Source organism: Archangium sp. Cb G35, assembly GCF_001896145.1.
Classification (GTDB): domain Bacteria; phylum Myxococcota; class Myxococcia; order Myxococcales; family Myxococcaceae; genus Archangium; species Archangium violaceum.
In genome coordinates this window covers 274,639-299,731 of the sequence record NZ_MPOI01000012.1, presented here as the reverse complement: position 1 = coordinate 299,731, position 25,093 = coordinate 274,639, and the positions used below count along the sequence as shown (strand labels likewise).

Annotated in this window: 12 protein-coding genes; 10 read left to right on the top strand and 2 right to left on the bottom strand. The window is 70.9% G+C overall.

All coding sequences use genetic code 11. The features are described from left to right. Window positions 1–9: 9 nt before the first annotated feature. Window positions 10–3,483: a tetratricopeptide repeat protein gene (locus BO221_RS33845; protein WP_073564989.1), complete on the bottom strand. Its 3,474-nt coding sequence runs from the start codon at window positions 3,481–3,483 to the stop codon at window positions 10–12. A gap of 59 nt (window positions 3,484–3,542) precedes the next feature. Continuing rightward, window positions 3,543–4,835 (bottom strand): chloride channel protein, encoded by a 1,293-nt coding sequence (locus BO221_RS33840; RefSeq protein ID WP_073564988.1) that lies wholly within the window; start codon window positions 4,833–4,835, stop codon window positions 3,543–3,545. Between the two features lie 176 nt (window positions 4,836–5,011). On the opposite strand from BO221_RS33840, the gene BO221_RS33835 reads away from it, so the two are divergent. The 10 genes from BO221_RS33835 to BO221_RS33790 all read left to right on the top strand — a co-directional run bounded on the left by BO221_RS33835 (window position 5,012) and on the right by BO221_RS33790 (window position 25,091). After that, window positions 5,012–7,114, top strand: coding sequence for a PAS domain-containing sensor histidine kinase (locus tag BO221_RS33835; protein WP_073564987.1), 2,103 nt, complete (start codon window positions 5,012–5,014; stop codon window positions 7,112–7,114). A gap of 294 nt (window positions 7,115–7,408) precedes the next feature. Next, window positions 7,409–9,019, top strand: a complete 1,611-nt coding sequence (locus BO221_RS33830) for a SpoIIE family protein phosphatase (protein ID WP_073565151.1) — start codon at window positions 7,409–7,411, stop codon at window positions 9,017–9,019. Window positions 9,020–9,024: 5 nt separating this feature from the next. Beyond that, the gene (locus BO221_RS33825; RefSeq protein WP_073564986.1) at window positions 9,025–11,559 is read left to right on the top strand and encodes a tetratricopeptide repeat protein; all 2,535 of its coding nucleotides are present in this window, start codon (window positions 9,025–9,027) and stop codon (window positions 11,557–11,559) included. After that, window positions 11,556–12,464, top strand: a complete 909-nt coding sequence (locus BO221_RS33820) for a PhnD/SsuA/transferrin family substrate-binding protein (protein ID WP_073564985.1) — start codon at window positions 11,556–11,558, stop codon at window positions 12,462–12,464. The genes BO221_RS33825 and BO221_RS33820 overlap by 4 nt, the downstream gene beginning before the upstream one ends. Before the next feature lie 69 nt (window positions 12,465–12,533). Further along, complete coding sequence (locus tag BO221_RS33815; RefSeq protein WP_083681768.1) at window positions 12,534–14,795, top strand: TonB-dependent siderophore receptor; 2,262 nt, start codon at window positions 12,534–12,536, stop codon at window positions 14,793–14,795. Window positions 14,796–14,804: 9 nt separating this feature from the next. Further along, window positions 14,805–15,662, top strand: coding sequence for a hypothetical protein (locus tag BO221_RS33810; protein ID WP_073564984.1), 858 nt, complete (start codon window positions 14,805–14,807; stop codon window positions 15,660–15,662). Between the two features lie 11 nt (window positions 15,663–15,673). Beyond that, window positions 15,674–18,958 (top strand): serine/threonine-protein kinase, encoded by a 3,285-nt coding sequence (locus tag BO221_RS33805; RefSeq protein ID WP_233166371.1) that lies wholly within the window; start codon window positions 15,674–15,676, stop codon window positions 18,956–18,958. A 36-nt stretch (window positions 18,959–18,994) separates the two neighbouring features. Then, window positions 18,995–21,298, top strand: coding sequence for a lantibiotic dehydratase (locus BO221_RS33800; RefSeq protein ID WP_073564982.1), 2,304 nt, complete (start codon window positions 18,995–18,997; stop codon window positions 21,296–21,298). Next, the gene (locus BO221_RS33795; protein WP_073565149.1) at window positions 21,295–22,803 is read left to right on the top strand and encodes a hypothetical protein; all 1,509 of its coding nucleotides are present in this window, start codon (window positions 21,295–21,297) and stop codon (window positions 22,801–22,803) included. The genes BO221_RS33800 and BO221_RS33795 overlap by 4 nt, the downstream gene beginning before the upstream one ends. Further along, window positions 22,800–25,091: a lantibiotic dehydratase gene (locus BO221_RS33790; protein ID WP_073564981.1), complete on the top strand. Its 2,292-nt coding sequence runs from the start codon at window positions 22,800–22,802 to the stop codon at window positions 25,089–25,091. Before BO221_RS33795 ends, BO221_RS33790 begins: the two co-directional genes overlap by 4 nt. Window positions 25,092–25,093 lie beyond the last annotated feature (2 nt).

Here is a 25,093-nt window from a genome sequence, read left to right as displayed (position 1 = left end):
CCACGCGGGTCATGCGGGGCCTGAACCCGCCCGTCGCAGACACACCGGCGCGGGCCTGCTCGAGGCCTCACCGTTGGACAGTATCTTGTCTTCCCGCACCTGGTCGTTCTGACGGATCTGCTCCAGGAGCTTCTCGGCCTCCCGCAGGGCCTGTCTCTGTTTCTCGTCGGAGCCGCCCTTCGCCTCCAATTGGGCCATGCACCGATAGGCCTGCGCGAGATCCCACCAGAACTCGTCGAAGAGCGCGTGCTTGAACTTGTCCCGATCGATCTTTTCGATCTCCCGGATGGCGGCTTGGGGGTCAGCCCGTCCGAGCAAGACCTCCCCCAGCGCGGAGATGGCCATTGCCTCCTTGGTCTCGTCGCTGCTGCCGCTGCTCAATTCGCGCGCCCTGCGGGCGAACCCCTCCGCCCGCTCGCCCTCCTCAGGGCTCGGCCCGAAAACGGTATTGGGGATGCTCTCATCCCAGAAGCGCAAGCGCCCATCCGAGAAGCGGAAGCTCCACTCCCAGAAATTGTACGCATAGCGGAGCATCGCATCGACGTGGGTCGGATTGAGATTGATCGCCTGCTCGTACTCCATGAGCGCCGCACGATAGGCGCGGGAAATCATCTCGCCACGGTTCTTGTCGTACCAGATATCCTCCAGATCCCAGACGATGTCGCCATACTTGTCCGCCCGGAAGACGTGAGCATTGGCATCCTTGCTCAGGAGCATCATCGGATTCCTGTCATCGAGCTGGTAGGCCATCCTGGCCTCGCCGCACTGGAACGAGACCTTCCGCGAGGGGTCATTGGAGAGCGCCGCGGCGTTCTTGTAGTACTTCGAGGCCGCTCGGAAGTGCAGCCGCCGGGGCCGCTCCGTCCAGGGGGGGGGCGCCCGTGGCCGCGGCTGCTCGCCTTCCGCCAGGGGACACTCCTGGCGCACCCCGTCATTGCCCTCCGCGAATTGGGGCCGCTCGAAGAGCCTCCCGAGCGTGCCCTGCACGTGAGCCTCGCTCTCCCGGATGTCCGAGGCGGTATGCCAGGAGGCGGGCAATTGCCGGTACACCCGCTCCGCGCGTTTGCAATAGAAATAGGCCCCAAGGCGCTTCTGGGAGGCCAGGTCCGCATCGTTTTCCGCGTCGGCCGCCTCGAACCCCAACAGGCAGAGCCCATAGTTGGCCTGGGTCTTCTCCAGTTGATGGCCCGGGAACTGGATGATCCGTTTCCAGAGGACGCGTGCCTCGCTCCGCCTCGCATCCGTCTTCCCCGAGATCATCCTCGGCTCCGGCGTTGGCTCGGAGGCGACCGTCGTCCGTTTCAGGAAGCCCGTCGGGCCGGAGTGGAAGGACATGGAGGCCAGCGCTACCTGACCGGGGAGGAAGTGGGGATTGAGCGTGATGCTGTTGCGGAAGGCATTGGTGGCCTGGTTCGTCTGACCATCCTTCTGCAATGCAATCCCCAGGCTGTAGTATGCCAGGGTGAACCCGGGGTCCAATTCGATTGCCTTGCGGAAATGCCCGATGGCCAGGCCCAGGGAGTCGTAATTCGACGTACGCACGAACGACTCCCAGCTTTCCACCCCCTGGTGGAAGAGCTCGAAAGCCTCCCGGGAGCGGGTGATGCCGATATCCTTCAACCGAGGGTCATTGCGGATGATCTCGAAGGCCAGGTCCTGGGTGAGGCGCGAGACGGCGTCAGCGAGCTTCGGCTCGGCCAATAGCTGCTTGTTCTGCTGCTTGTTCTGCTGCGCCTTCTGCCGCTCCTCCTCCTTCAGCTGCTCCTTGTCCAACTCGACCCGCCAGGACTCTCCGTCGCTGCTCCTGGCAAGCAGGATGTAACGGGTCTGCTCTTCATAGAGGGTGCTTCGAATGACGTTCACGCCCAGCAGCGCGCGCACCGGAGCCTGGATGGGCGCGGCCAGCATGCGGAAGGGAACCTTGATGCCTCCACTGATCTCCAGGGCCAGGTCCTGGGTGGCGGCGGCCGAGGTCCCGGACGCGTCCGACGCATAGCCGAACTGCTTCATCTGGTGGGTGTTCCCAGGCTGCTGGAGCATGACCTCCGGCTGGAGCACCCTCTTGAGGTTTCCGAGGGCATTCGTGAGGCTCTCGGCGAAGGTCTGGCCAAGCTCCTGCTCCTGCTCCCGCTCCTGCTCCTGGGACGCGGAGAGCCCCGTGACCACGAAGGGCTCGATGACCGTCTTGCCCGCGTTGGGCACCTCGTTGGCGGCGATCAGGAGGACGACGGTCAAGGGGATCGTCGCCAACAGGAGCCGGAGGGGCTTGCGAGCACTCAGCCAATCGTATCCGCGTTTCAGGTGCTCGCCGGCCCGGGAGAGCCACCCGGGCGGGGTCACGCGCCCCTCCGGGCCTGGTTCCGGCGAGCCCTTCGTGGCGGACGAGCGCCAATGGCGGAGGCTCTGGAACAGTGGCCCCTCCAGGATCGTCTCCGCCAGCACGAAGGCGATGAGGAGCACGCCGGCCAGGAAGAAGTGCATCCCGAACTCCGAGGAGAAGAGCAGGATGGCGATGAGCCACGGCAGGGCGAGCAGCGACCCCAGGACGATGCGCCGGCACGGCAGCGACAGCCCGGGCAGTTCGACGCCCCTGAGCCGGCGGGCGGCGGCGGCCACCGCGAGGGCAAGCATGCCCGCGAGCGCCGCCCAGCAGGGCCATGGCCGGGCACCATCTCCACGCAGGGAGAGCTCGACGAGCTTCGCTCCGGCGAGCACCACTCCAATGAGCCACGAGATTGCCACCAGCGCCTCTCGGCCTCTCTTGCGGAGCCACGCCCACCGGTGCTGGAGCTCCCTCAGGAGAAGGAAGCTCCAGAGGCTCAGGCCGATGGGAAAGGCCAGCATCAAGCAGATGCGCCAGATCAGATGCCACTGATAGGCGGATGCCGACTCCGTGAACTCCGCCCGGCCGATGCTGAGGAGGGCCAGCACGGAGATGAAGGCCGCCGTCAACCCGGCGAGACTCACGAGGGAGCGCACCCGAAGCAGGTCGAGGAGGCACCCGGCGAGACAGAGGCATGACCAGAGGAGCAGGGGCGGCGACCAGAGGTCATAGGAATAGATGGGTGGCAGCTCCGGCTCGTTCAGGCCGCGGAGCGGTTGGAGTTGGATGGCCGCCAGCACCGCGACGAGCACGCCAAGGCCAGGCCGCCATGCCTGGGACCGGAGCAGGCCCCCGCGAGCGCCGCCATGACACGCGTTCCAGGCCAGTCCGGCTCCAATGGCCATTCCCCCGAGGAACAGGTACATCCCGAGCAGGGTGAGTGTCCCGCCCTGCACCAGAATCACACCGAGGTTGGAGCTGACCACCAGCCGCCCCTGGATGAAGAGGCGGGCCAAGAGCAGCACCCACCCCGCGATGACGAGCAGGAGCAGCCCCCAGGCCCGAGTATGAGAACCCCGTCTCGGCCGGCGGAGGAACCAGAGTCCCTCGAATGCCAGCAGAGCCGCGGTCAGCGCGACGGCGATGGCGCTCTGCCTCATCAGCGACCCCCTCGCTGGCTATACATGCAGCATGCCTGGGCGCATTCCGCCCCGTGGCCTCACTCCGGCGGGGCGCCGGGTGGGGGCCTGCCAGGAGGAGACTCCACGTCCCGCAGGGGGACCAGCCGGGAGAGCAGGGGACCTCCGTGCTTGAGGCGGGCAATCCGCTGCGACGGGTAGATGCTCCGCTGTCCCGTGAGGAGGTAGGCGGTGACGGTGACGATGACGACGTGAGGCAGCACGCCCGCGCCGAGCAGCTCCACGGCCATGAGGGACAGGGCCAGCGGCGTGTTGGCGGCGGCTCCAAAGAGCGCGGCGAGCCCCACGCCCGCGGCCAGATCCAACGGCAGGCCGAGCAGCCGCGCCAGCACGTTGCCGAGCGCCGCGCCCACGAAGAAGAGCGGGGTGACCTCGCCACCGAGGAATCCCGCGCCCAGCGTGATGGCGGTGAAGAGCAGCTTGAGGGCGAAGGCGCTGGAGGGCAGGGTGGGGTCCACGAAGGCCCGCTCGATGGTGGGCACGCCCAGGCCCAGGTAGTCGCTCGTCCCCACCAGCTTCCACAGCGCCACCACCGCCGCGCCTCCGAGCGCCATGCGCAGCGGCAGCGGCGGCACGGCCTTCTCCAGCCGCTTCTTGAGGAGGTGCACGCCCTCCACGAACACCACGGCCACCAGCGCCACCACCGCGCCGAAGACGAGCCACTTGCCGAGCACCAGGGGCGACAGTGGCAGCGCCGCCGGGATGGGGTAGGGCGTGTGGTGGATGCCGAGCGAGCGGGTGACGAGATCTCCGACCACCGAGGCCACCAGCGCGGGCACGAGGGCCTCGTAACCCATGCGCCCCACGCAGACGACCTCGAGCCCGAAGACGGCGCCCGCGATGGGCGTGCCGAAGACGGAGCCGAAACCCCCGGCGATGCCGGCGGCGAGCAACTCACGGCGCGTGGCGGGTGACACGCGGAAGCGGTGGGCCACGGCGTCGGCGAGGCTCGCCCCCATCTGCACGGCGGTACCCTCGCGCCCCGCGCTGCCTCCGAAGAGGTGCGTGAGCACCGTGCCCACCAGCACCATGGGCGCCATGCGCAGGGGCAACTGCTTGTCACCCTCATGCACCGTGTCGATGACGAGGTTGTTGCCACCCCGGATGGGCGTACCCCACCGGCCGTAGAGCGCCCCGATGGCCAGGCCCGCCAGGGGCAGTGTGTAGACGAGCACCTCGTGCCGGGTGCGGATGTCCGTGGCCATGTCCAGCAGGTAGAGGAACACCGCCGACGCCACGCCGCACACCCCTCCCACCAGGGTGCCGAGCACGAGCCATTGGCCGAAGGAACGTGCGCGCTTGTCCAGACTCACCGTACGAGCTCCCGTGCGTTGTCTCGCGCCGAGGGAGGTCCGCGAGCGAGGAGGGCCCTTGTACCACCGACGCCCCCTGGTCTGTCCGGTGGGCGAGCGGCCGGGCTCGGAGCGCCTTCCTCACGAGCTGCCAGGGGCAACGCATGGAACACTTTTGTCGAGCACCGGGTAAACACATGTTCGCCATGTCTCCGCCGCCCCCTCCAGACTTCCAGCTGCTGTTCGAGCAGAGCCCGGGCTCCCTCCTCGTCCTCGCTCCGGACGCGGACTTCACCATCATGGCGGTGAGCGACGCCTACCTGCGGGTCACCATGACGGCCCGCGACGCCCTTCTCGGCCGCCCGCTCTTCGAGGTGTTCCCCGCCAACCCGGCGGACCCCAAGGCCACCAGCACGCGCGACGTGCGCGCCTCGCTCGAGCGGGTCATGGCCACGCGGGCGCCGGATTCCGTGCCTGTCCTGAAGTACGACATCCCGCGTCCCGAATCCGAGGGCGGTGGTTTCGACGAGCGGTATTGGATCACCCTCAACACCCCCGTGTTCTCCCGCGAGGGCGAGCTGCGCTACCTCATCCACCGCACGGAGGACGTGACGGACTTCGTGCGCCTGTCCCTCCGGGGCGAGCAGGGCCCGCACATGGAGCAGGAGGCCCTCCGCCGGGGTCAGGCCTACCTCCAGGCCACCAACGCGGAGTTGCGCGAGGCGGTGCGGACACGTGACGAGTCACTCGCCCTGGCCGCCCGCTCCCAGGCGGAGGCCGAGCGCCAGCGGGCCTCGCTGCATGCGGTGTTCATGCAGGCCCCCACCGCCATCACCATCCTCCACGGGCCTCGCTACGTCATCGGGCTGGCCAATCCCCCGGTGTGCCGCATCTGGGGCCGCCGCCCCGAGCAGGTGCTGGGCAAGCCCCTGTTCGAGGCCCTCCCGGAGATCGCCAATCAGGGGGTCGAGGAGCTCCTGGCGCAGGTGCTCACCACCGGGGTGCCCTACGTGGGCAGGGAATTGTCCGTCCCGGTGGCGCGCCTGGAGGGCGGGGCCATCGAGGACGTGTACTTCAACTTCGTCTACGAGCCCATGCGCGACAGCCAGGGCCACGTGGAGGGCATCATCGTCGTCGCCTCGGACGTGACGGAGCTGGTGCGGGCCCGCCAGCGCACGGAAGCGCTCGCCGCCGAGGAGGTGCACGCCGCCGAGGAGCGGCTGCGCCTGGCCATGGCCGCCATGGAGATGGGGACGTGGGACCTGAATCTCACGAACGGCTCGCTGGTCTGGGACGAGCGCATGCGCGCCCTCTTCGGGTTGCCGGCGGATGCTCCCGTGAACTACCCGATCCTCCTCGCGTGCGTGCATCCCGAGGACCGGGAGCGCGTGGATCAGGCCGTGCGCCAGGCGCTGACTCCGGGCGGCACGGGGGTGCTCGCCGTCGAGTACCGCATCTCCTGCCCGGAAGGCACGCCGCAGCGGTGGGTGAGCTCCCAGGGCCAGGTGCACTTCGATGGCTCGGGGAAGCCCCGGCGATTCCTGGGCACCGGCATGGACATCACGGCGCGCAAGCGGATGGAGGCGGAGGCCAAGGCGCGGGCCGATTTCGAGCAGCAGCTCATCGGCATCGTCTCCCATGACCTGCGCAATCCCCTGAGCGCCATCCTCCTGGGCGCCCACTCCCTGCTGGGCCAGGAGGGCCTGGGCGAGCGGCAGATGAAGAGCGTGGTGCGCATCCAGGCCTCGGCCCAGCGCGCGGTGCGCCTGGTGAAGGATCTGCTGGACTTCACCCAGGCGCGGCTGGGCGGGGGCATGCGCATGGAACGCCGGTCCCTGGAGCTGGCCCCCCTCATCACCCAGATGGTGCTGGAGGTCGAGGCCGCCTGGCCCGAGCGCTCCATCGAGGTGCACCGGGAGGGGGACACCCAGGGCGAGTGGGACGGAGACCGCATCGCCCAGGTCGTGACGAACCTGGTGACCAACGCCCTCAAGTACAGCCCGTCCGGCAGCCGCGTGCGCGTGGAGGCACGGGGGGTGGACGGCTGGGTGTTCCTCGCGGTGCACAACACCGGCACCCCCATCCCCGCCGACAAGCTGCCCCAGCTCTTCCAACCCATGCGGCGCGCGACCAACGAGGTAGACAAGGCGGGCCGCAGCGTGGGGTTGGGCCTCTACATCGTGGACCACATCGCCCGGGCCCATGGGGGCAGCGTCGAGGTCTCCTCTTCCGAGACGGTTGGGACGACCTTCACGGTCCGGCTGCCGCGCTCCGCCCCCCCGGGCGGACGCCCGACGTGAGCCTCCGCCTCACTGTCAGCGAAATCCTACTCGGGAGGACGTGGGCGGTGGGCCCCAGGCAGCAGGGGGGACTCGCATAAGCGGAAAACTGCGCTAGAGTCGCCCGGCTTCCAAGAATTCGATAGCCGTCGCGCCTCCCCCAGCGCCGATTCAGAGTCCGCCTTGTCCAACGCCCCCCTGCCTTCCCAGCCCCCTCCCGACGGGCCGTTCGAACACCAGGAGCCGACCCTCACCGGGACCGCCACCCGAGCGGCGGGCAATACCTCCACACGGCTCTCCCCATTCCACCCGGAGATGACGGGCACCATCGTCGCCCCGATGGAGGCCGGTGAGCTGCCCGATGTGGCCGCCATCCGCGGCATGCGGTTGGATCAGCTCCTCTTCGTCACCACCGGCGTGCTGCTGGCGATCGTCGTGGGCCTGCTGGCCTCCGTCGCCTGGGTCTCCGCCCGAGCCCAGTTCGAGGAGACGTCCACCCGCTTCAACGAGCACGTGCGCAATCAGGCCATCGAGCTGGGCCAGACGCTCAGCCATACCCTGTCGCTCACCTCGGCCACCTCCCTGCGCGACAACAACTACGCCTTCCTCAGCGAGGTGGCGCGCTCCATCATCTCCGACAACCCCAACATCCTCCGCGTGCAGATATATGACGCGGACAGCCAGCTCGCAGCGGATTCGGCGGAGGACGCGAAGCTGGGCACCACCACCGAGCGCAAGCCGGAGCGGCGCTGGGTGACGGCGCTCTACCAGGGCAAGCCCATCATCGAGTACCAGGAGCCCATCGACTACGGCTCCCAGAGCGGCAAGGGCGTGGTGCTCATCAGCTACTCGCTGGAGGGGTTGCAGAAGCAGCTCCACGAGCTGGAGGCCGCCAAGCGCGAGTCACTGCGCCGCAATGCCACCACCATGGCGGGCCTGGGCCTGGGCTTCCTGCTGCTGGCCGGCGTGCTGGTGGCCATCCAGAGCCGCCGCATCACCCGGCCCCTGGGCGTGCTCACCGGCAAGGTGATGCAGCTGGCCGCTGGAGACCTGGGCGCGCGCACCGAGGAGGTGCGGGGTGCCGGCCGCGAGGTGACCACGCTCGGGGTGGTGTTCAACCACATGGCCGAGCGCATCAACGTGCTGCTCGAGGACGTGCGCGCCAAGGCCCAGCTGGAGCGCGACGTGTCGCTCGCGCGCACCGTGCAGGAGACGCTGCTGCCCGGCCGCGAGGGCTTCCAGGCGGGCCCGTTGCGCATCGCCGGCCTCGTCGTCACCGCGGACGCGTGCGGCGGCGACTGGTGGATGCGCGCCTCCCTGGACGAGCGCCGCGTGGTGGTGGGCATCGGCGACGTCACCGGCCATGGCCTCGCCACCGCCCTGGTGGCCACCAGCGCCACCAGCGGCTTCACCGCCGCCATGACCATGCGCCCGCCCGAGGAGATCAACGCCCAGCTCCTCATCTCCTCGCTCAACCTCACCATGGCCCACATGGGCCGCGGCGAGCACCAGATGTCCAGCGCGCTGGCCGTGCTCGACACCCAGACGGGCGTCATCGACTACGCGAGCGGCGGCCACCCCAGTCCCATCGTCTACAGCCGCTCCACCCGCCAGGTGGCCTCGTTGCCGGCCCGCGGCGCGCTGCTGGGTGCCTCCGCCATCTCCCAGTACGCCTCGCGCCAGGCCCAGCTGCGGCCTGGAGATCTGATCGTCTGGTACACCGACGGCCTCACCGAGTCCCGCGACGCCAGCCAGAAGCAGTACGGCACCCAGCGTCTGGCCGCCGCCATCCAGGCCAATGCCCACCTGTCCGCCGAGGCCCTGCGCGACGCCATCCTGGCCGATGCGCGTGCCTTCAGCGCCGGCCTCCCGGCGCAGGATGACATCACCGTGGTCGTCGCCGAGTTCAGCCCCGCCTCCCCATGAGTCGCATGCGCTCTCCCCGTCCCTCCGTCCGCCGCCTCGTCGCGGCACTCGTCCTCGCCCAGTCGCTCACCGGCACGGCCGCGTTCGCCCAGTACCGCCCACCCCCCATGTCCGAGTCCCAGCGGCTCGTCCGGGAGGGTGAGACGGCCCAGGTGGACGCCAGCACCGCCGCCACCTCCGGTGACAAGAAGCGCGCCGAGACGAAGTACCGCAAGGCCCTGGAGCTCTTCGAGAAGGCGCTCGCCGCCGAGGCCACCTCCGTGCCCGCCGCCGCCGGACTCGGCGCCGTGGGCCTGGCCCTCAACGAGCACGAGCGCGTGGCCTCCCTCGTGGCCCCCGTGTATGCCGCCAACCCCGAGTCGCTGGAGCTGGCGTACCCGCTCGGCATCTCCCTCTTCAAGCTCAAGCGCTACGAGGAGGCCCTGCCGGTGCTCCAGCAGGTGTCCGTGGCCAACCAGCCCGAGCACCTGCTCGTCCACTACTACCTGGGCAACTACTACGCCCTCGCGCTCCAGGACGGCGAGGCCACCGTGGCCGAGCTGCAGGCCTACCTGGCCCAGCGCCCGGACAAGCTCGCCGCCAACGACTATCAGATCCACGAGCTGCTCGGCCGTGGCCACCTGCTGCGCAATGATGCCGCGGCGGCGCGCCTGTCCTTCGAGCGCGCCCAGGTGGGCCGCACCGAGTCCGTCTCCATCCAGATGGGACTGGGCGCGGTGCTGGAGATGGAAGGGAAGATGGCGGAGGCCATGGCTCTGCTCGAGGGCCTGACGGTGCGCTTCCCCCAGGTGCCCGAGGCCAAGGAGCGTCTGGGCCGGCTGCTGCTGGAGTCCAACGACCTGCCGCGCGCCGAGGTGCAGGCGCTCGCCCTGGTGAAGCTGGGGGGCACGGCGGCCTCGCACATGCTGCTGGGTGACGTGCGCATGGCCCAGGCCCGGCCCGCCGAGGCGGAGACCGAGTACCGCAAGGTGCTGGACCTGGCCCCGGGCGACGTGGGCGCGCAGATCTCCGTGGGCATGGCGCTGCAGAGGCAGGGCCGCAACGAGGAGGCCATCTCCTTCCTGGAGAGTGCCGTGCAGTCGGGCGCCGACAGCCTGGAGCTGTGGTCCACCCTGGGCAGCGTCAACCGCCGCGCCGGCCGCTACGCGCGCGCCGTGGAGGTGCACCGGCGCGTGGTGGAGATGGCCCCCAAGCAGGCGTTCGGCCACGTGCTGCTGGGCGCGGACCACTTCGCCACCGGCCAGTGGGACCTGACCATCGAGGACTACACCCAGGCCCTCAAGCTGGAGCCGGAGCACGCCGACGCGAAGAAGTGGCTGGCCCGCGCGCTGGCCAACCGCGCCCGGGATCGCGCCAGCAACGGCCGCGTGGACGACGCCGTACGCGACCTGCGCCGCGCCTATGATCTGGAGCGCAGCTCGGCCATGGCCCGCCGCCTGGGCGCCGTCCTGCTGCAGCAGGGCTCCCACGCCGAGGCCCGCAAGGTGATGGAGCAGGGCGTGCAACTGCCCGAGGCCGCCTGGCGCGAGCACCTCGTGCTCGGCTACGCGCGGCTGGGCTCGGGCGCTCCCAAGGAGGCGCTCGAGTCCTTCGAGAAGGCCGGGCAGATGGCCCCGGACCTCGCCGCCGTGTCGGACGTGTCCGCCGGCTCGGCCCTCGCGGAAATGGAGCTCGGCCAGGTGGATGCCGCCCTCAAGCGGCTGACCGATCCGGGCACCTCCAAGCGCGCCCTCGAGGTGACGCGCGCCAACCTCTCGCGCGTCTACCTGCGCCGCGCCTTCGCCCGCCTGGAGGCTGGAGACGGCGCGGGCGCCCGCCAGGACGTGGAGTCCGCGGAGCGCGCCGGCCTCGGCGGCAACCAGTCCGAGCTGGCCCGCCTGTCCGCCTTCGCCAAGGGGCTCGCCCAGACGGAGGAGGGCCGCTTCGGTGACGCGGGCAACCTCTTCAAGCGCGCGCTCACCCCGACGCCCGGCTGGGCCCGGCCCAACACCCGCCAGCTCGTGGACGCCTTCCTGCTCTACCGCAACGACAAGCTGCCGCAGGCACGCAAGACGCTCACCGCCGCCGCCAAGCGGCCCATCCCCGAGCAGGCCCAGTTCACCGCCGCCCTCACCAGCGCCCTCCACCGCCGCGAGGCCGAGCGCGCCTACTCCTCCGGCAACATGCGCGCCGCGGAGAAGGCCTTCAAGGCCGCCCTGGCCCTCTCGCCGGACAGCGCCGCCCTCCAGCACAACCTCGCCTGCGTGGCCTACCGCGGCAAGAAGGCCAATGACGCCGTGGCCACCTGGAAGAAGCTCGAGGGCACCGTGCCCCAGGCCTCGCTCAACCTCGGCATCGACGCCCAGGAGCGCCGCCGCGACATGACGCAGGCCGTCGACTCCTACCGCCGCTACCTCGCCTCGGGCGCCGCGCCTCGCGCCGCCGCCGTCCGCGAGTGGAAGGAGCGGTTGCAGCAGATCTACGGCCTGGCCGAGCCCGCCACCGCCCCGACCCCCAACCCCGAGCCCTCCAGCGCCACCGCTTCGGATACCACGCCATGATTTCCCCCCGCTCGCTCCTCCTGGGCCTCGCGCTGCTGTGCGCGTGGGTGCCCGCCGCCGGCGCGGCCCCCAAGAAGGCCACCCTGGGCGTCTTCCTGCCCACCACGCTGACCGATGGCCAGCAGCGCTTCCAGTTCGCCGAGGCGCTCGCCGCGAAGCTGTCCGCGGCCACCGGCCGGCCCACCGCCGCCAAGAGCTTCGCCCGCTACGAGGACTTCTCGAAGGCCGTGGGCGAGGGCATCGTCGACTTCGCCGTCCTGGACTCCTGGGCCGCCGTGCAGCTGGGCTCCAAGGCCACCCCGGTGGCGCTCGCGCCGCTCTCCGGTGAGACGGCCCAGCGCTGGGCCATCGTCTCCACCTCGCGCGGCTCGGTGAAGGACCTGGCGGGCAAGCGGCTCGCCATCGTCAAGGGCGCGGGCGCGGCGGATCCCAAGTTCGTCACCAACGTGGTGCTCGCCGGTGACCTGGACGCCAAGAAGCACTTCAAGCTCACCCCGGTGCCCAACGTGGAGTCCGCCCTGAAGATGCTGGAGGCCAAGGGCGCCGAGGCCGCGCTGGTGCCGCTGGCCCACGTCCCCGAGGGCGTGCGCGTCCTCTACCGCAGCAGCAAGGTGCCCGGCGCCGTCCTGGTGGGCATGCGCGGCGACGAGGACGACCTGACGGAGAACCTCAAGAAGCTCGAGCCGGTGGCTCCCTTCGGCGCCTTCGTCTCCATCCAGGGCAAGGAACTGGAGGACCTGCGCAAGCTGCTGCAGAGCGGCCCTCCCCGCCGCCAGCCCGTGCTGGTGGAGGTACCCGCACTGCGCGTGGACACCCGGGCCTTCCTGGAGCCCGCCGTCCTCCAGCCGGTGCTGCCGTCCTTCGCGGACGCCCTGGATGTGTCCGCCGAGCAGCCGGATGACTGACAGTGCGGGGGCGACTTTCCCCTCCTGGAACCGCTAAACTCCTTCTCCAATCTCGGGACGTAGAGAACGATGCACTCGACTCGAATCGCTTGGCTCCCCGCTCTCGTCGGGCTCATGTGCGGCCTCACCGCCCACGCCGCTGGAACGCCGCAGACGAAGTCCACCCCGCCGGCGGCGGCCAGCAGCAGCAGCACCAGCTCTGGCACCACGGCGTCGGATGCCCCCAAGGCGCGCAAGCCGCTGCCGCTGCCGCCTCCCTCCTCGTCGTCCAACGTCCCGCAGCGCGCGCCCTTCACCGGCCCGGCCACCTCGCGGCCGCTGCCTCCGCCCTCGGCCCTGGCCGGCGTGGACATCCCGGATCCGCTCGCCGCTCCCGAGGCCGCCTCGCTCGAGGAGTCCGTGCAGCAGCTGCTGAGTGAGGCGGTGGTGTCCACGGCCTCCAAGCGCAGCCAGCGCATCGCCGACGTGCCGATGACCATCTCCTGGATTCCCGCCGAGGAGCTGGAGGGCACCGGCCAGTTCTCGCTGTGCGAGGCCATCCAGTACTTCCCCGGCATGGAGTGCCGCCGGGGCGCCATGCGCAAGGCGGCGGTGAGCGCGCGCGGCCTGGGCTCCAACTACCTCTCCAACCGGCTCCTGCTGCTGCAGGACGGCCGCCCGTTGACCGACCCCTGGACGGGCCAGTTCTACGCGGACGAGACCACGCCGCTCACCAACCTCAAGCAGATTGAAGTCATCCGGGGCCCCGGCTCCACGCTGTACGGCTCCAACGCCTTCAGCGGCGTCATCAACATGATCTCCCGCCAGCCCAAGGATTTGATGCAGGACGGGCGCGACTGGGGCTCGGACATGCGGCTGCTGCTGGGCCAGGACCGGACGTGGCGCGCGCAGGCCACCGCGGCCGGACGCGGCGGCCCGGTGGAGGCGCTCGTCAGCTACTACGGCTTCGGCTCGGACGGCCCCCAGCTCTTCAATGATCCGAGGATCGGCCGGGTGGACGACAACGAGGACTCCCTGGTGCACCAGGTCACCGGCCGGGTGAACATCAAGAGCCTGACGCTGGACGCCAGCTTCACCAACGGAGAGATCGGCCGTCCGGGTGGCCACCAGCTCGCCACCGTGGGCAACTGCGGCAAGTGCCACTACACGCCCAACGACGTGGAGCGCGTGCAGAACTTCAACGCGAGCGCGCAGGTGGATCAGCAGGTGACGGACAACCTGCGCTTGTTCGCCCAGGCGTACACCTTCTTCAAACGCCGCGAAGTGGTGATGGAGAACGCCTTCGACGAGCAGAACCCCCAGACGCCGCTGGGCAAGCGGCGCCGGATCGGCGGCGAGGCCCGCGGCCTGCTCACCCTGGGCGATCTCACCGTCACCTTCGGTGGTGACTACAAGAACGACCTGGTGAACAACCCCAACATCCTCCCCGGCCTGACCATGGAGGACACCACCCAGGACATCCTCGGTGGCTTCGTCGACGCGGAGTACCGGCCCTTCAGCCAGCTCGTGCTCAGCGCGGGCGCCCGCTACGACAAGTACATGATTCCGGAGAAGGTCTGGCAGGCGCGCACGGATCAGATCTCCCCGCGCGCCAGCGTGGTGTTCCACGCCCGTCCCGAGCTGACCTTCCGCGCCAACTACGGCCGCGCCTTCCGCGCCCCCACGCTGGCCGAGCTCGCCATCAACCAGCAGATGTACGCGGCCACGCTGATCGGCAACGGCAACCTGCGCGCCGAGACGCTCGACACCGTCGAGGCCTCGGTGGACTTCTGGCCCTTCGAGCGCACGGTGCGCCTGACGGGCACGGGCTTCTACAACCTGGCCCGCAACTTCATCAACCAGGAGCTCGTCTTCGGCGCCACCTCGCAGTTCAAGAACGTGGGCGATGCGCGCGTGATGGGCTTCGAGGCGGAGGCGGCGGCACAGGTGGCGGCCATCAACTCCTCCTTCGACGTGTCCTACCAGTTCCTGGACGCGCGGGCGCTCGCCTTCGACAACCGGCCGGAGCGGCCGCTCGAATACGCGCCCCAGCACCGCGTGTACGCGCGTGGCCGGACGAACTTCGGCAAGCTCGCCTTCGCCGAGGTCTACGCGCTGTACGTGGGCGACCGGCTCGACCCGGGCTCCCTGGAGAACCCGGCCACCGGCAAGTTCGAGCAGGTGAAGCTGCCCGGCTACTTCACCGCCACCGCTCGCGTGGGCGCCAACGTCACCAAGGGCCTCACGGTGTCCGTGGTCGGCTCCAACCTCTTCAACGCGAAGTACGATGAGTCCTTCGGCTTCCCCGCGCCTCCGCTGAGCCTCTTCAGCGAGATCAAGTTCCAGTACTGAGCCGTCATCGTGAGAGCAGCCCACCCGCAGGGGGCCACCACCGGCCTCCACCTCATCGCAGATGCCTCCCTGGCTCCCGCCACGTTGGAGCAGGCCGCCCCCGCGCTCGTGCGCAGCGGCCTGTCCGTGGTGGCGCGAGGGGGAAGCCCGCGAGCCCCGGCCCGCGAGCTGATCCTCTTCGACGGCCGCCTGGGGCCTGCCCACGCGGCGATGCTGGAGCGTCAGCCTCCGGCGCTGCTGCTGGCCACGCGTGAGCCGGGGGGCCTCCCGTCCGCGTGGGAGATGCGGGTGCTGGGCTCGCTCCTGCGCGGTGAGGTGCTGATGCCCCAGGGGGCTCCCGTCGCGAAGCTGTGGCTGGAGCGGGTGCTGGATTTGAAGGCCGCCTCGTCCGAGGCCGCCGCGCTGGTGGAGGCCTCCAAGGGCAGCCGGAGCGCGGCGAACCTCGCGGCCGAGGTCATGCACGAGCTGGCCGCCAACGCGCTGTTGGACGCACCGGTGGATGACCGGGGCACGCCGCTGTATGCCCACCGGCGTGAGTCGGTGCAGGCGGTGGCGCCGGAGCACGTGTGCCAGGTGTCGCTGGCGGTGGGGGAGGGCGGCATCTTCCTGGAGGCGGTGGATCTCTTCGGGCGGTTGACGCCCGGGCCCATCGCACGGGCGCTGGCCTCGCTGGGTGGACGCATGCAGGTGAATGCCTCGGGCGGTGGGGCGGGCCTGGGCATGCGGCGTATCCTGGAGGCGTGTGATCTGATCGCCGTCCGCGTGACTCCCGGCAAGGAGACGCGGATGCTGGGCGTGGTGGGATGGGGGGAGGCGCGCCGCCGGGCCGGACTTCCCAAGTCTTTGCTGTACTTCCAGTCGGAATGAGGAGCGGGACGGTGGAGACGCAGGGTTCCAATGCCACTATCAGCCGCGCGCGCGTGGGTACCATCAACCACGTCCGCATCGCCGGCATCATCGACGAGACGTTCCCGCTGACGTCCTCGTCCCCCGACCTGGGCGGGCTGCTCATCGTCGATCTCGGCCAGGTGGAGCGCATCAGCTCCTTCGGCGTGCGGCGGTGGATCGAGTTCGCCAGCAAGCTGCCCGCCGGGGGCATCGCGCTGTACGTGGTCAACGCGCCACCGGTGATGGTGGACCAGCTCAACATGGTGGAGGGCTTCTCCGGCGTGGCGCGGGTGCTGTCCGTCCTGGCGCCCTACACGTGCCGCACCTGTGGAGAGGACCGGCTGCGCGTGGTGGACCTGCAGGCCGAGGCGCCCATCATCGCCGAGGGCCGCGCCCCCGAGCACTCCTGTCCGGTGTGCGCCGGCAAGCTGGAGTTCGCGGATCTGCCGAGCGAGTTCTTCGACTACGCGAAGCGCCAGCAGTTCGGCACGGTGGATCCGGTGGTGATGCGCTACCTGCGCGCCACCACGCCCAGCGCGCCCAGCGCGCTCACCACGCACCTGAAGATCGTCCAGGACGACATCACGTACGTCTCCCTGGCCAGCGAGCTGAAGGCGGACCTGAACGTGCGCCGGCTGGCGTCGGGCCTGGAGGGGCGCGTCGCCTTCGACTTCTCCCACGTCCACAAGGTGGAGCCCGAGGCCGTCGCGAAGCTGGAGCAGGTGCTCGCCACGGCCGCGCAGGGCGCCAAGGTGGTGCTGTGCCGCGTGCCGGTGCCGGTGCTCAACGCGCTCACCCGTTTCACCAAACCGCTCACCGCGCAGATCGGCACCCTGTGGCTGCCCTGCGAGTGCCGCAACTGCGGCCATGAGCACCAGCAGCGCGCCCTGGCCTCCGAGTACCTGGCCAAGCTGCGCGCCAACGCCAGCCCCGAGCGCCAGTGCCCCATCTGCGGCGGCTCCGCGCGTCTTCCCTCCATCCCCCAGCTCGTGCCGCTGCTCAGCCGCTCGTCTCTGGTGGACAAGCCTCTGGATGACATCGAGGCGCTCGAGCCTCGCGCCCTCAGCCAGTACCTCTTCGGCTCCACCAACGTGGATCCGAACGCCAACAAGGGCGGCAGCTCGGAGATCAGCAACTCCATCAGCGCCACCAAGCTGCAGATCATCCGCCGGCTGGGCCAGGGCGGCATGGCCGAGGTGTTCCTCGCCAAGCAGGTGGGCGTGAAGGGGTTCGAGAAGTTCGTGGTGATGAAGAAGATTCTCCCGCAGTTCGCGGAGAATTCTGAATTCGTCGACATGCTCTTCGCCGAGGCGCGGGCCAACGCGCGCCTCACGCACCCCAACGTCGTGCAGACGTTCGACGTGGGCATGAACGACGGCGTGGCGTACATCCTCATGGAGTACGTGCGCGGCCCGGACCTCAAGAAGTTGATGAACGAGCTGCGGCGCAAGGGACTGGCCCTGCCGCTGGAGCACGCGCTGCGCATCGTCGCCGAGACGGCCGCGGGCCTGCACTACGCGCACAGCTATGTGGATCCGGCCGGCGTGCCCCACCCGGTGGTGCACCGCGACGTCAGCCCCCACAACGTCCTCATCTCGCTCGATGGCGCCATCAAGCTGAGCGACTTCGGCATCGCCAAGGTGCAGGGCGAGGAGAACACCCAGGCCGGCGTGCTCAAGGGGAAGATCTCCTATATCTCCCCCGAGGCCGCCGCGGGCCGCGCCCTGGACGCGCGCAACGACGTGTTCGCCCTGGGCGTGGTGCTCTTCGAGCTGCTCACCGGCACGCTGCCCTTCAAGCGGGACCACGACGCGGCCACGCTCAACGCCATCGTGCGCGAGCCGGCGCCCGTGCCGTCCCAGCTCAAGCCGAACATCCCCCAGGACGTGTCGGACCTCATCCTCCGCGCCCTGGTGAAGGATCCGGCGCGCCGCACGCCCTCCGCCTCGGCCATGCGCGAGGAGATCGAAGCGGTGATGGCCCACCACCGGCTCAACTCGTCGCCGGCGGCGGTGGCCCAGTTCTTCAAGGCCACGCTGGGAGACAGGCTCGCGGAGTTCGGGCCCACCAACAACGCCCCCCCGGGCTCCACCGGCTCGCATCCGAGCATCTCGGGCACGGGCTCGGGCAACGCGACGCGCGTTCCCACGGGTGGCACCGGCGAGATGGTGGCGCCCCCCGGCACTGGCTCGCGGCCCGCCCTGGGCGCCGGCACCGGGCAGTATGGCGCCGTGCCGCCGCCTCCACCGGCGCAGGCCGCGCGTCCTCCGGCTCCTCCTCTTCCCGGCGCTCAGGGCCCGGACGAGCGCACCGAGGTCTACCGGCCCGCGCAGCAGGGCCTCATCGCCCCCAACGCCCTGCCTCCCGAGCCTCCCACGGAGTCCTCTCCGGCGTTGGTGCCAGCGCCCGCCCCGGCGCGTCCGTCCCTGTCCGGTGTGCCCACCGTGCCGCCCCCGCCGCCGACCGTGGCGTCCCGTCCCACGTCCCTGTCCGGGACGCCCGCGGTGCCGCCTCGTGCCTCGCTGTCCGGGACGCCCGCGGTGCCGCCGCGTGCCTCCGGGCCCACGCCCGCCGCGGTGCCGCCCCGCGCGTCCCTGTCCGGCGTGCCCGGCACCGGCTCCCGGCCCGCGTTGCAGCCCTCGGTGCCGGTGTCCGCCCGGACGTCGACCCAGGTGGCTCCCTCCGCGGCTCCCGGGGGTGCTCCCGCCAGGGCCCCGGCCGCTCCGGCTCCACAGGCCGCCGCCGCCAGGCCCGCCGCGCGCTCGTCCGCGGTCAAGTGGGCCGTCCTCGGCGTCGCCGGGCTCCTGGTCGTGGGTGGCGCCGCCGTGCTGGGCCCCAGGCTGCTCTCGGACAAGGGCGTAGAAGTGGTCAACCGCGGGCCGGGCGAGCAGATCTACATCGCGGGTCTCCGGGTGGAGGATGCCCAGGCGCTCAGCCTGGAGGGCGTCAGTCAGCTCGTCGTCTCCACGGCCATGAATGGCCGCCTGCACCGCTTCGGCATTCCGGTGAGCACGGACGTCATCGACGTGCGCACCCTGCCCGAGGCTCGTCCTGAGCCGGGCAGCAAGGGCACGCTGCGCATCGGCGGGCAGCCGGGCTGCTTCGTCAAGCTGGGCCCGGACATGCTTCCCGGCGCGACGCCGGTGTCGGCTCCCATCGACGCCGGTGTGGAGTTGCAGGTCATCGTCACCTGTCCCAACCAGCCGGTGTGGTCGCGCTGGGTGATGGCGGTGCCGGGGCAGGAGTTGGAGGTCGTTCCGCTGCCAAAGAAGTAGGCCTCTCGGAGGCCCACGGGCCAGGGTGCGTCACGTATGAAGGGCTGGAAGCTGTTTCCTCACCTCGTCGTCCGCACCACCGGCTTTCCCCTCGAGCGGCTGGAGCGGCTGCGCTGTCCCGAGTCGGCGGAGAGCGCCCGGAGGCTGTGGGCCGAGCGGCGTGAGCTGGAGGCGCTGAAGGCCAGTGGCCCGCGTCTGCGGCGGCCTCCGTCCGCGGTGCTGGCCGCGCTGAAGGCGGGGCGCCCGGTGGAGGTGGAGGGGCTGGAGTCCCCCGGTTTCTTCGCCACCTACAACGTCCACGCCCGTGCCGCGCAGGAGGCCAGTGCCGCCTTCGAGGAGGCGTTCACCCGCGAGTCGGCCCGGGTGGAGGAGTCGCTCGCGGCGCTGCGCACCGAGCCGCGCTTCCTGGAGGCGGTGGCCAGCTCCAGCCCTCCGGTGGCGAGGGACCTGGCCGCCGGCCGGGACGGGGCGCGGCTGAAGCGGCAGGTGGCCAGCTACCTGCAGCGGCTGTGCTCGAAGAACGAGACGATGAGCTTCTTCGGCCCCATCAACTACGGGCGGGTGGAGCCCGGCGCGCCCACGGGTGTCACCGTGCGCTGGTCCGGCCCCGAGGTGCTGGTGGGGCGCAACACCTTCGCCGCCTCGTGGTTGGTGCTCGGGCTGGTGCGCGCGATCGCCGCCGATCCGGAGGTGGCCCCCTGGCTCGTGTTGCGCCGCAAGGCCTTCGCCGCGATGCCTCCGCGCAAGGGGGCCGCGCCCAACCCCGCCAGCGTGGAGGACGTACTCCCTCGGCTGGTGGAGGCGGTGGATGGGACGCGGCCCCTGTCGGCGTTGCGCGAGGTGCTCGGGGTGGAGTGGCCGTTGCTGCTCGATGCCGTCCGCTTCGGCCTCCAGCGCAACCTGTTCACCCACCAGCTCGAGGTGCCCTCTGCCTCGCACCACCCGCTGGAGGACCTGGCCGAGCGGCTCGCTGGCATTCCAGGCCCGGCGGCCCGTGGGCACCTGCGCGAGCTGGAGGGCGTGCTGGGAGTGATGGCGCGCTATGGCGCGGCGGACGCGGCGGGCAAGATGGCGCTCAACGAGGAGCTGGCGAAGCGCGCCCGCGAGCGCTGGGGTGTGGTGCCCGTGGCGGCGGCCTCCACGTCCGACAGCCACAACTTCTACCAGGACCGTCTCCCGATGCGGGAGGAGTGCGGCGGAGACCTGCGCCTCTCGCTCGGCGGCGAGCGCGCGGAGGAGCTCACGCGGAAGCTGGAGCCGGCGCTCGGGTTGATGGGCGAGGCGGCGCTGCGCACGCGCGAGGCGTCCCGGTCCGCCGTGGCGGCGCTGGTGGGCGCGCGGACGGTGCCCTTCTGGAAGGTGGTGGCGGCGTACGGGGACAGGCCGGTGCCGTACGACACCACGGTGGCCTCGGCGCTCGCGGCGGCCATTTCCGAGCCGGCGGCCCGGTGCGTGGAGTTGGATCCAGCGGCGCTGCCCGCGCCTCGTGCCGGGACGGAGCTGCCGATCGTCACCTCGATCGATCTGCTCGTGGGCGCCCCGGACGTGGAGGCCTGGAGCCGCGGCGAGTACGAGCTGGTGGTGGGAGACGTGCACGACACGGCCCTGGTGTGGGGCTGGGCGTTGCAGTTCCACGAGGAGCGGAGGCGGGTGGAGGGCGAGATGCTGCGGGCGCTCGGCGCGCTGCGGCGGCCGATGCCCTTCGTCACCGTGCTGGCCTCGCGGCGCACGGGCCTGCTGCCCTCGGAGTTCCCCGGCCCCATCGTCGAGCTGGGAGGCGTGAGCGCCCGGGCCTCGGCGTGGCGGCTGCCCTTCGATGACCTCCAGGTGGAGAGTGACGGGCGCACGGCCCGGCTGTTGTCCACGCGATTGGGCACGGAGGTGTGCCTCTACAACGGGGAGATCGAGAGCCTGGTGCAGACGGCCTTCGCCCTGCCGCGCATCCGTCCCCTGAGGGTGTCCCTGGGCGCGCACACGCCCCGGGTGATGCTGGGCGGCGCGGTGCTTCAGCGCGAGCAGTGGAGGCTGGAGGCCGCGGATGCCGAGGCGCTCGTCGCGTGCAAGGACGACAAGGCGCGGCTCCAGACGGCGGTGGGCATCTGGGCGCGCATGGGCCTGCCGGACCACGTGTTCGCGAAGTTCCCGGGCGAGCGCAAGCCGGTGCTCGTCGACGTGCGCAGCCCCGCGCTGCTGCGCGTCTTCGTCAACCTGCTCGAGCAGAAGGGCGAGGTGATGTTGTCGGAGATGCTCCCCGCGCCCGGGCAGTTGTGGCTGGGCGCCTCGGGCGGGCGGCACACGGCGGAGCTGCGCTGCTGCTTCCTGTGGGGCTCGGCGTCATGAAGCTGCTCGTCCTGCCTCCCCACCGGGATGTGACGTGTGTGCCGGACGCGCCCGAGGGCTGGCGGGTGCTCGACGTGGCGCGCGCCTTCTGCCAGCGGGTGATGGCTCCGGAGCTCCTGTCGCGAGCGGTGGAGACGCGGGAGCGCGAGCCCGCCACGCCCCAGACGATGCGCGAGCTGTTGCTCCTGCGCGCGGCGCTCGTGCTGTGGAAGCGGGGGAGGGCGGACGCGCACCGGCCATTGCGTGCCCTCGGCGCGGTGCTCACGGCCCTTTCAGGTGCACCGTCGGGGGTGCACTTGCGGCTCGATGACATCGAGCTGGAGGGGGGCACCACCGAGCGCTCGGCGGACGTGCTCCGGATCATTCAGGGGCCCGCGCTGTATGACGAGGACCTGGCCCGCGCGGCCGGGCAGTTCCCGGGTGCCGGGCGGGTACGGCTGTGGCTGGAGAAGGACCTGCAACTTCCCGCGGCGGTGAAGCTGGCGGCGGCGTGTCCGGCCTCGGTGCCGCTGGAGGTGGCGGGCCCGTTCGCTGTCACCCATCGCGCGGTCCTGGCGACGATTCCCGCCTTCCAGCGGGCCTCCTTTCCCGAGGACGTGGCCCCTCTGCGTTGGCGGGTGGCGGCCCTGGACGCGGTGGAGCCGGAGGCCCTCACCTGGGTTCCCGAGGGGGCTCGTCCACCGGCGGATGGTGGGCCCTGGGCGGGACATGTGCCGCTGCGGGCCCTGCTCGATGCCGAGGCGCTCGCGTCGAGTGGTTGCCGCACGGCGGTGGTGGGCTTCTGCTCGGTGGACGAGGGCGGAGCCGTGGGCAGTGACGGGAGCCGAGTGCCGTTGGAGCCGCTGATCGCCGCGGTGGAGCGCCTGCGCGCCGCTGGAGCACGCGTGGTGGCGGAGTGGTGGGTGGGGGCTCCCGGCGTGGACGAGGCCGCGCACGAGCGGACCTTCGTGTTGCTCGGCCAGCGGCTCGTGTTCGATTGGGTGTCGGGAGTGCGGCCGTTCCACTGGACGCGCGGGCGCTCGGGCGATGACTTCGCGGGCCTGCCGGTGCGCTTCCTCGCGCCGCCCGAGGATCGGGATCTGGCGCGCACGGTGCCCTTCGATGCGCCGGGGACGGTGCCCCATGCCCGGCAGGCGGAGCTGCTCACCTCGCTGGCGGGGAAGCTGCTGCAACGCGCGCCACTCAGCCCGGGCCGGGTCGCCTGGGCCTCTCTCCACCCGCCGGTTCCGGTGGCGACTGGCGGCGAGCGGATCCGGTTGGATGGTGACTGCGCGCTGGTGCAACTGCCGGCGACGATGGACGGCGTGGTGAAACCCTCCTGGTACGCGGCGAACCTGCGCACGGGAGGGGTGCTGGCCATGGACGCGCGGCTGGCGCCCCTGGTGGCGAGGGCGGAGCAACCGGTGACGGTGGGAGAGCTCTTCGCGACGCTGCCGGAGGCGCAGCGCGGCAAGGTGGAAGCGGCGCTGGTGGGCCGCGCGGTCCTCGAGAGGGTGCACGCATGAGCGAGCGCTGGACGCTGGGCGAGGTCTTCGTACTCCGGCACGCGGGTTTTCCGTTCGACTGGCTGGAGGGCCTGGGTTTCTCGGAGGGGCTGCGCTCCGAGGTGGCGGCGCTGCTCGAGGATGAGCGGGCACTGGTGGAGGCCGTGCGCACCGCCGTGGGCGAGGACGCGGCCCGCTCGGCGCGCGAGGCGCTGGAAAAGGGCAAGGAGCCCTCGCTCAAGGCGAAGTACGGGCCCGAATGTGCCCAGGCGCTGGAGCGCTACCGTGCACACCGCACGGCGTTGTCGGCCCGTTACACGGAGGAGCGGCATGCGCTGCGCAAAAGGCTGCGCGAGCGAGCGGCGGAGCCAGCCATCCAGGAGGCCGTCTTCTTCTCCAACCCGGCGATGTACGAGAACGTCTGGTCGCGCTACCTGGAGGGGGAGCAGCGGCCGGACAACTCGGATGCGCGGCGGGTGGAGCGGCAGGTCTACACGTACCTCCAGCGCTTCTGCTCGAAGAACGAGACGACGAGCTTCTTCGGTCCCATCTCCTACGGCGAGTGCGACGGTGAGGACGGTGAAGACGTGCGGGTGGTGCCGAGCGGGAGCACGCGGCGGCGCACCTTCCTGACGTTCTGGGCCATCACCGAGCTGGCGAGGGCCGTGGCCCGGGAGCGCGAGGTGCGCCGGCATCTGCCGCTGCGGCTCAATCCGCTCTTCAAGGTGGAGGCGGGCCGGGCGAGCTGCGAGCCGTTGAAGCTGGAGGTGGCGCTGTCGCCGGAGGCGGAGCGGCTGCTCGCGGTGCTGTCCGAGTCGCCGACGTTGAGCGCTGCCTCGAGTGCGTTGGGCCAGCCAGTGGAGGCGGTGGAACGGCTGGTGGTGCCGATGATGAAGTCGGCGCTGGTGCTGTTGGGGCTGCCCTTCGTGGCGAACGACTTCGGCACCTTCTCGAGCCTGCGCGAGGCGGTGGCGGCGCTGCCCGCGTCCGAGGCCCGGGAGCGCTGGGGGTCGAGGCTGGATGAGCTGGAGCGCCTGCGCGGCGAATTCGAGGGCGCCGGCCTGGTCCGCCGCCGGGAGCTGCTGCAAGCGCTGGAGACGCGCTTCACCGAATACACGGGCAAGCCCGCGCGGCGAGGCGAGGGGCAGGTGTACTCGGACCGGCTCATCCTCTACGAGGAGGCGTCCTCGCCCTTCCGGCTGAAGCTGGGGAAGCGCTTCAGCGAGGAGATGGCGGCGAAGCTGTCCGGGGCGTTGGGGCTCTCGGCGGCGTACGGGGACAGCGTGCAGCGCAGCTACCGCGAGCAGGTGCGGGATGCACTGGGCTCGGAGGAGCGCCCGCTGGACTTCCTGGAGTACGCGGTGCGGCTGCGGCCGGACCAGGTGGCGGGGAGCCGCTTCGCACCGGTGCCGCCCATCCTGCTCGACGAGGATCTGTCGCGCTCCCGGACGCTGCCAGAGGACTTCCTGGGCACCTCGCGGCCGGGGGGACGCTACTCGCTGCCGGACGTGTGCCTCGCGGCGACGGACAAGGGCTTCGAGGTGATGTGCGCCCGAGTGCACCACCACCTGATGCTGTGGAGCTGGCTGAGCGCCTTCTACCCGGACCGTGCGCGCTACGAGTCGGTGGCGGGCCAGTGGCTGGAGCGCGAGCCCGCGGCGAAGGGGCTGGTGGGACTGGCCATCCGCCGGCGCAACAAGGGCTTCTACGTCTACCCGGGACGGAAGCTGATGTACTCGGTCTCGGACGTGCTGGACGTGGAGCAGGGGGCGCTCAAGCCGCACGACGTGAAGGTGCTGCCCACGCGCGAGGGGCCGGTGCTGGTGGACGGGGAGGGGAAGCGGCTCTCGCTGTACATGCCGCTGGACGACTTCAACACGTACGCACCGTTCGCGGCGCTGGCGCACCCGCAGGTGCTGCACGCGAAGCTGCGCACCAAGGGCCGGCACCTGCCGAGGATCCACGTGGGCGGCGCGGTGTACCAGCGGGAGCGGTGGGAGCTGCCGACCACGCTGTTTTCCCAGGTGAGCGGGATGGATCTGTTGCTCGCGGTGGAGCGCGAGCGCCGGGCGAGCGGCTGGCCGCGCTTCGTGTTCATGCGGAGCACGGTGGAGCGCAAGCCGTACCTGATCGACACGGCGTCGCCGTTCGCGCTGGAGCTGCTGCTGTACCTGTCGCGAGGAGCGGAGCAGCTCTCGGTGGAGGAGATGTACCCGGCACCGGAGCAGCTGTGGCTGAAGGACGAGCGGGGCCGCTACACGTGTGAGATGCGGATGCAGGCGGTGCGCTGGAGCGAGGAGCGGGGCTGAGC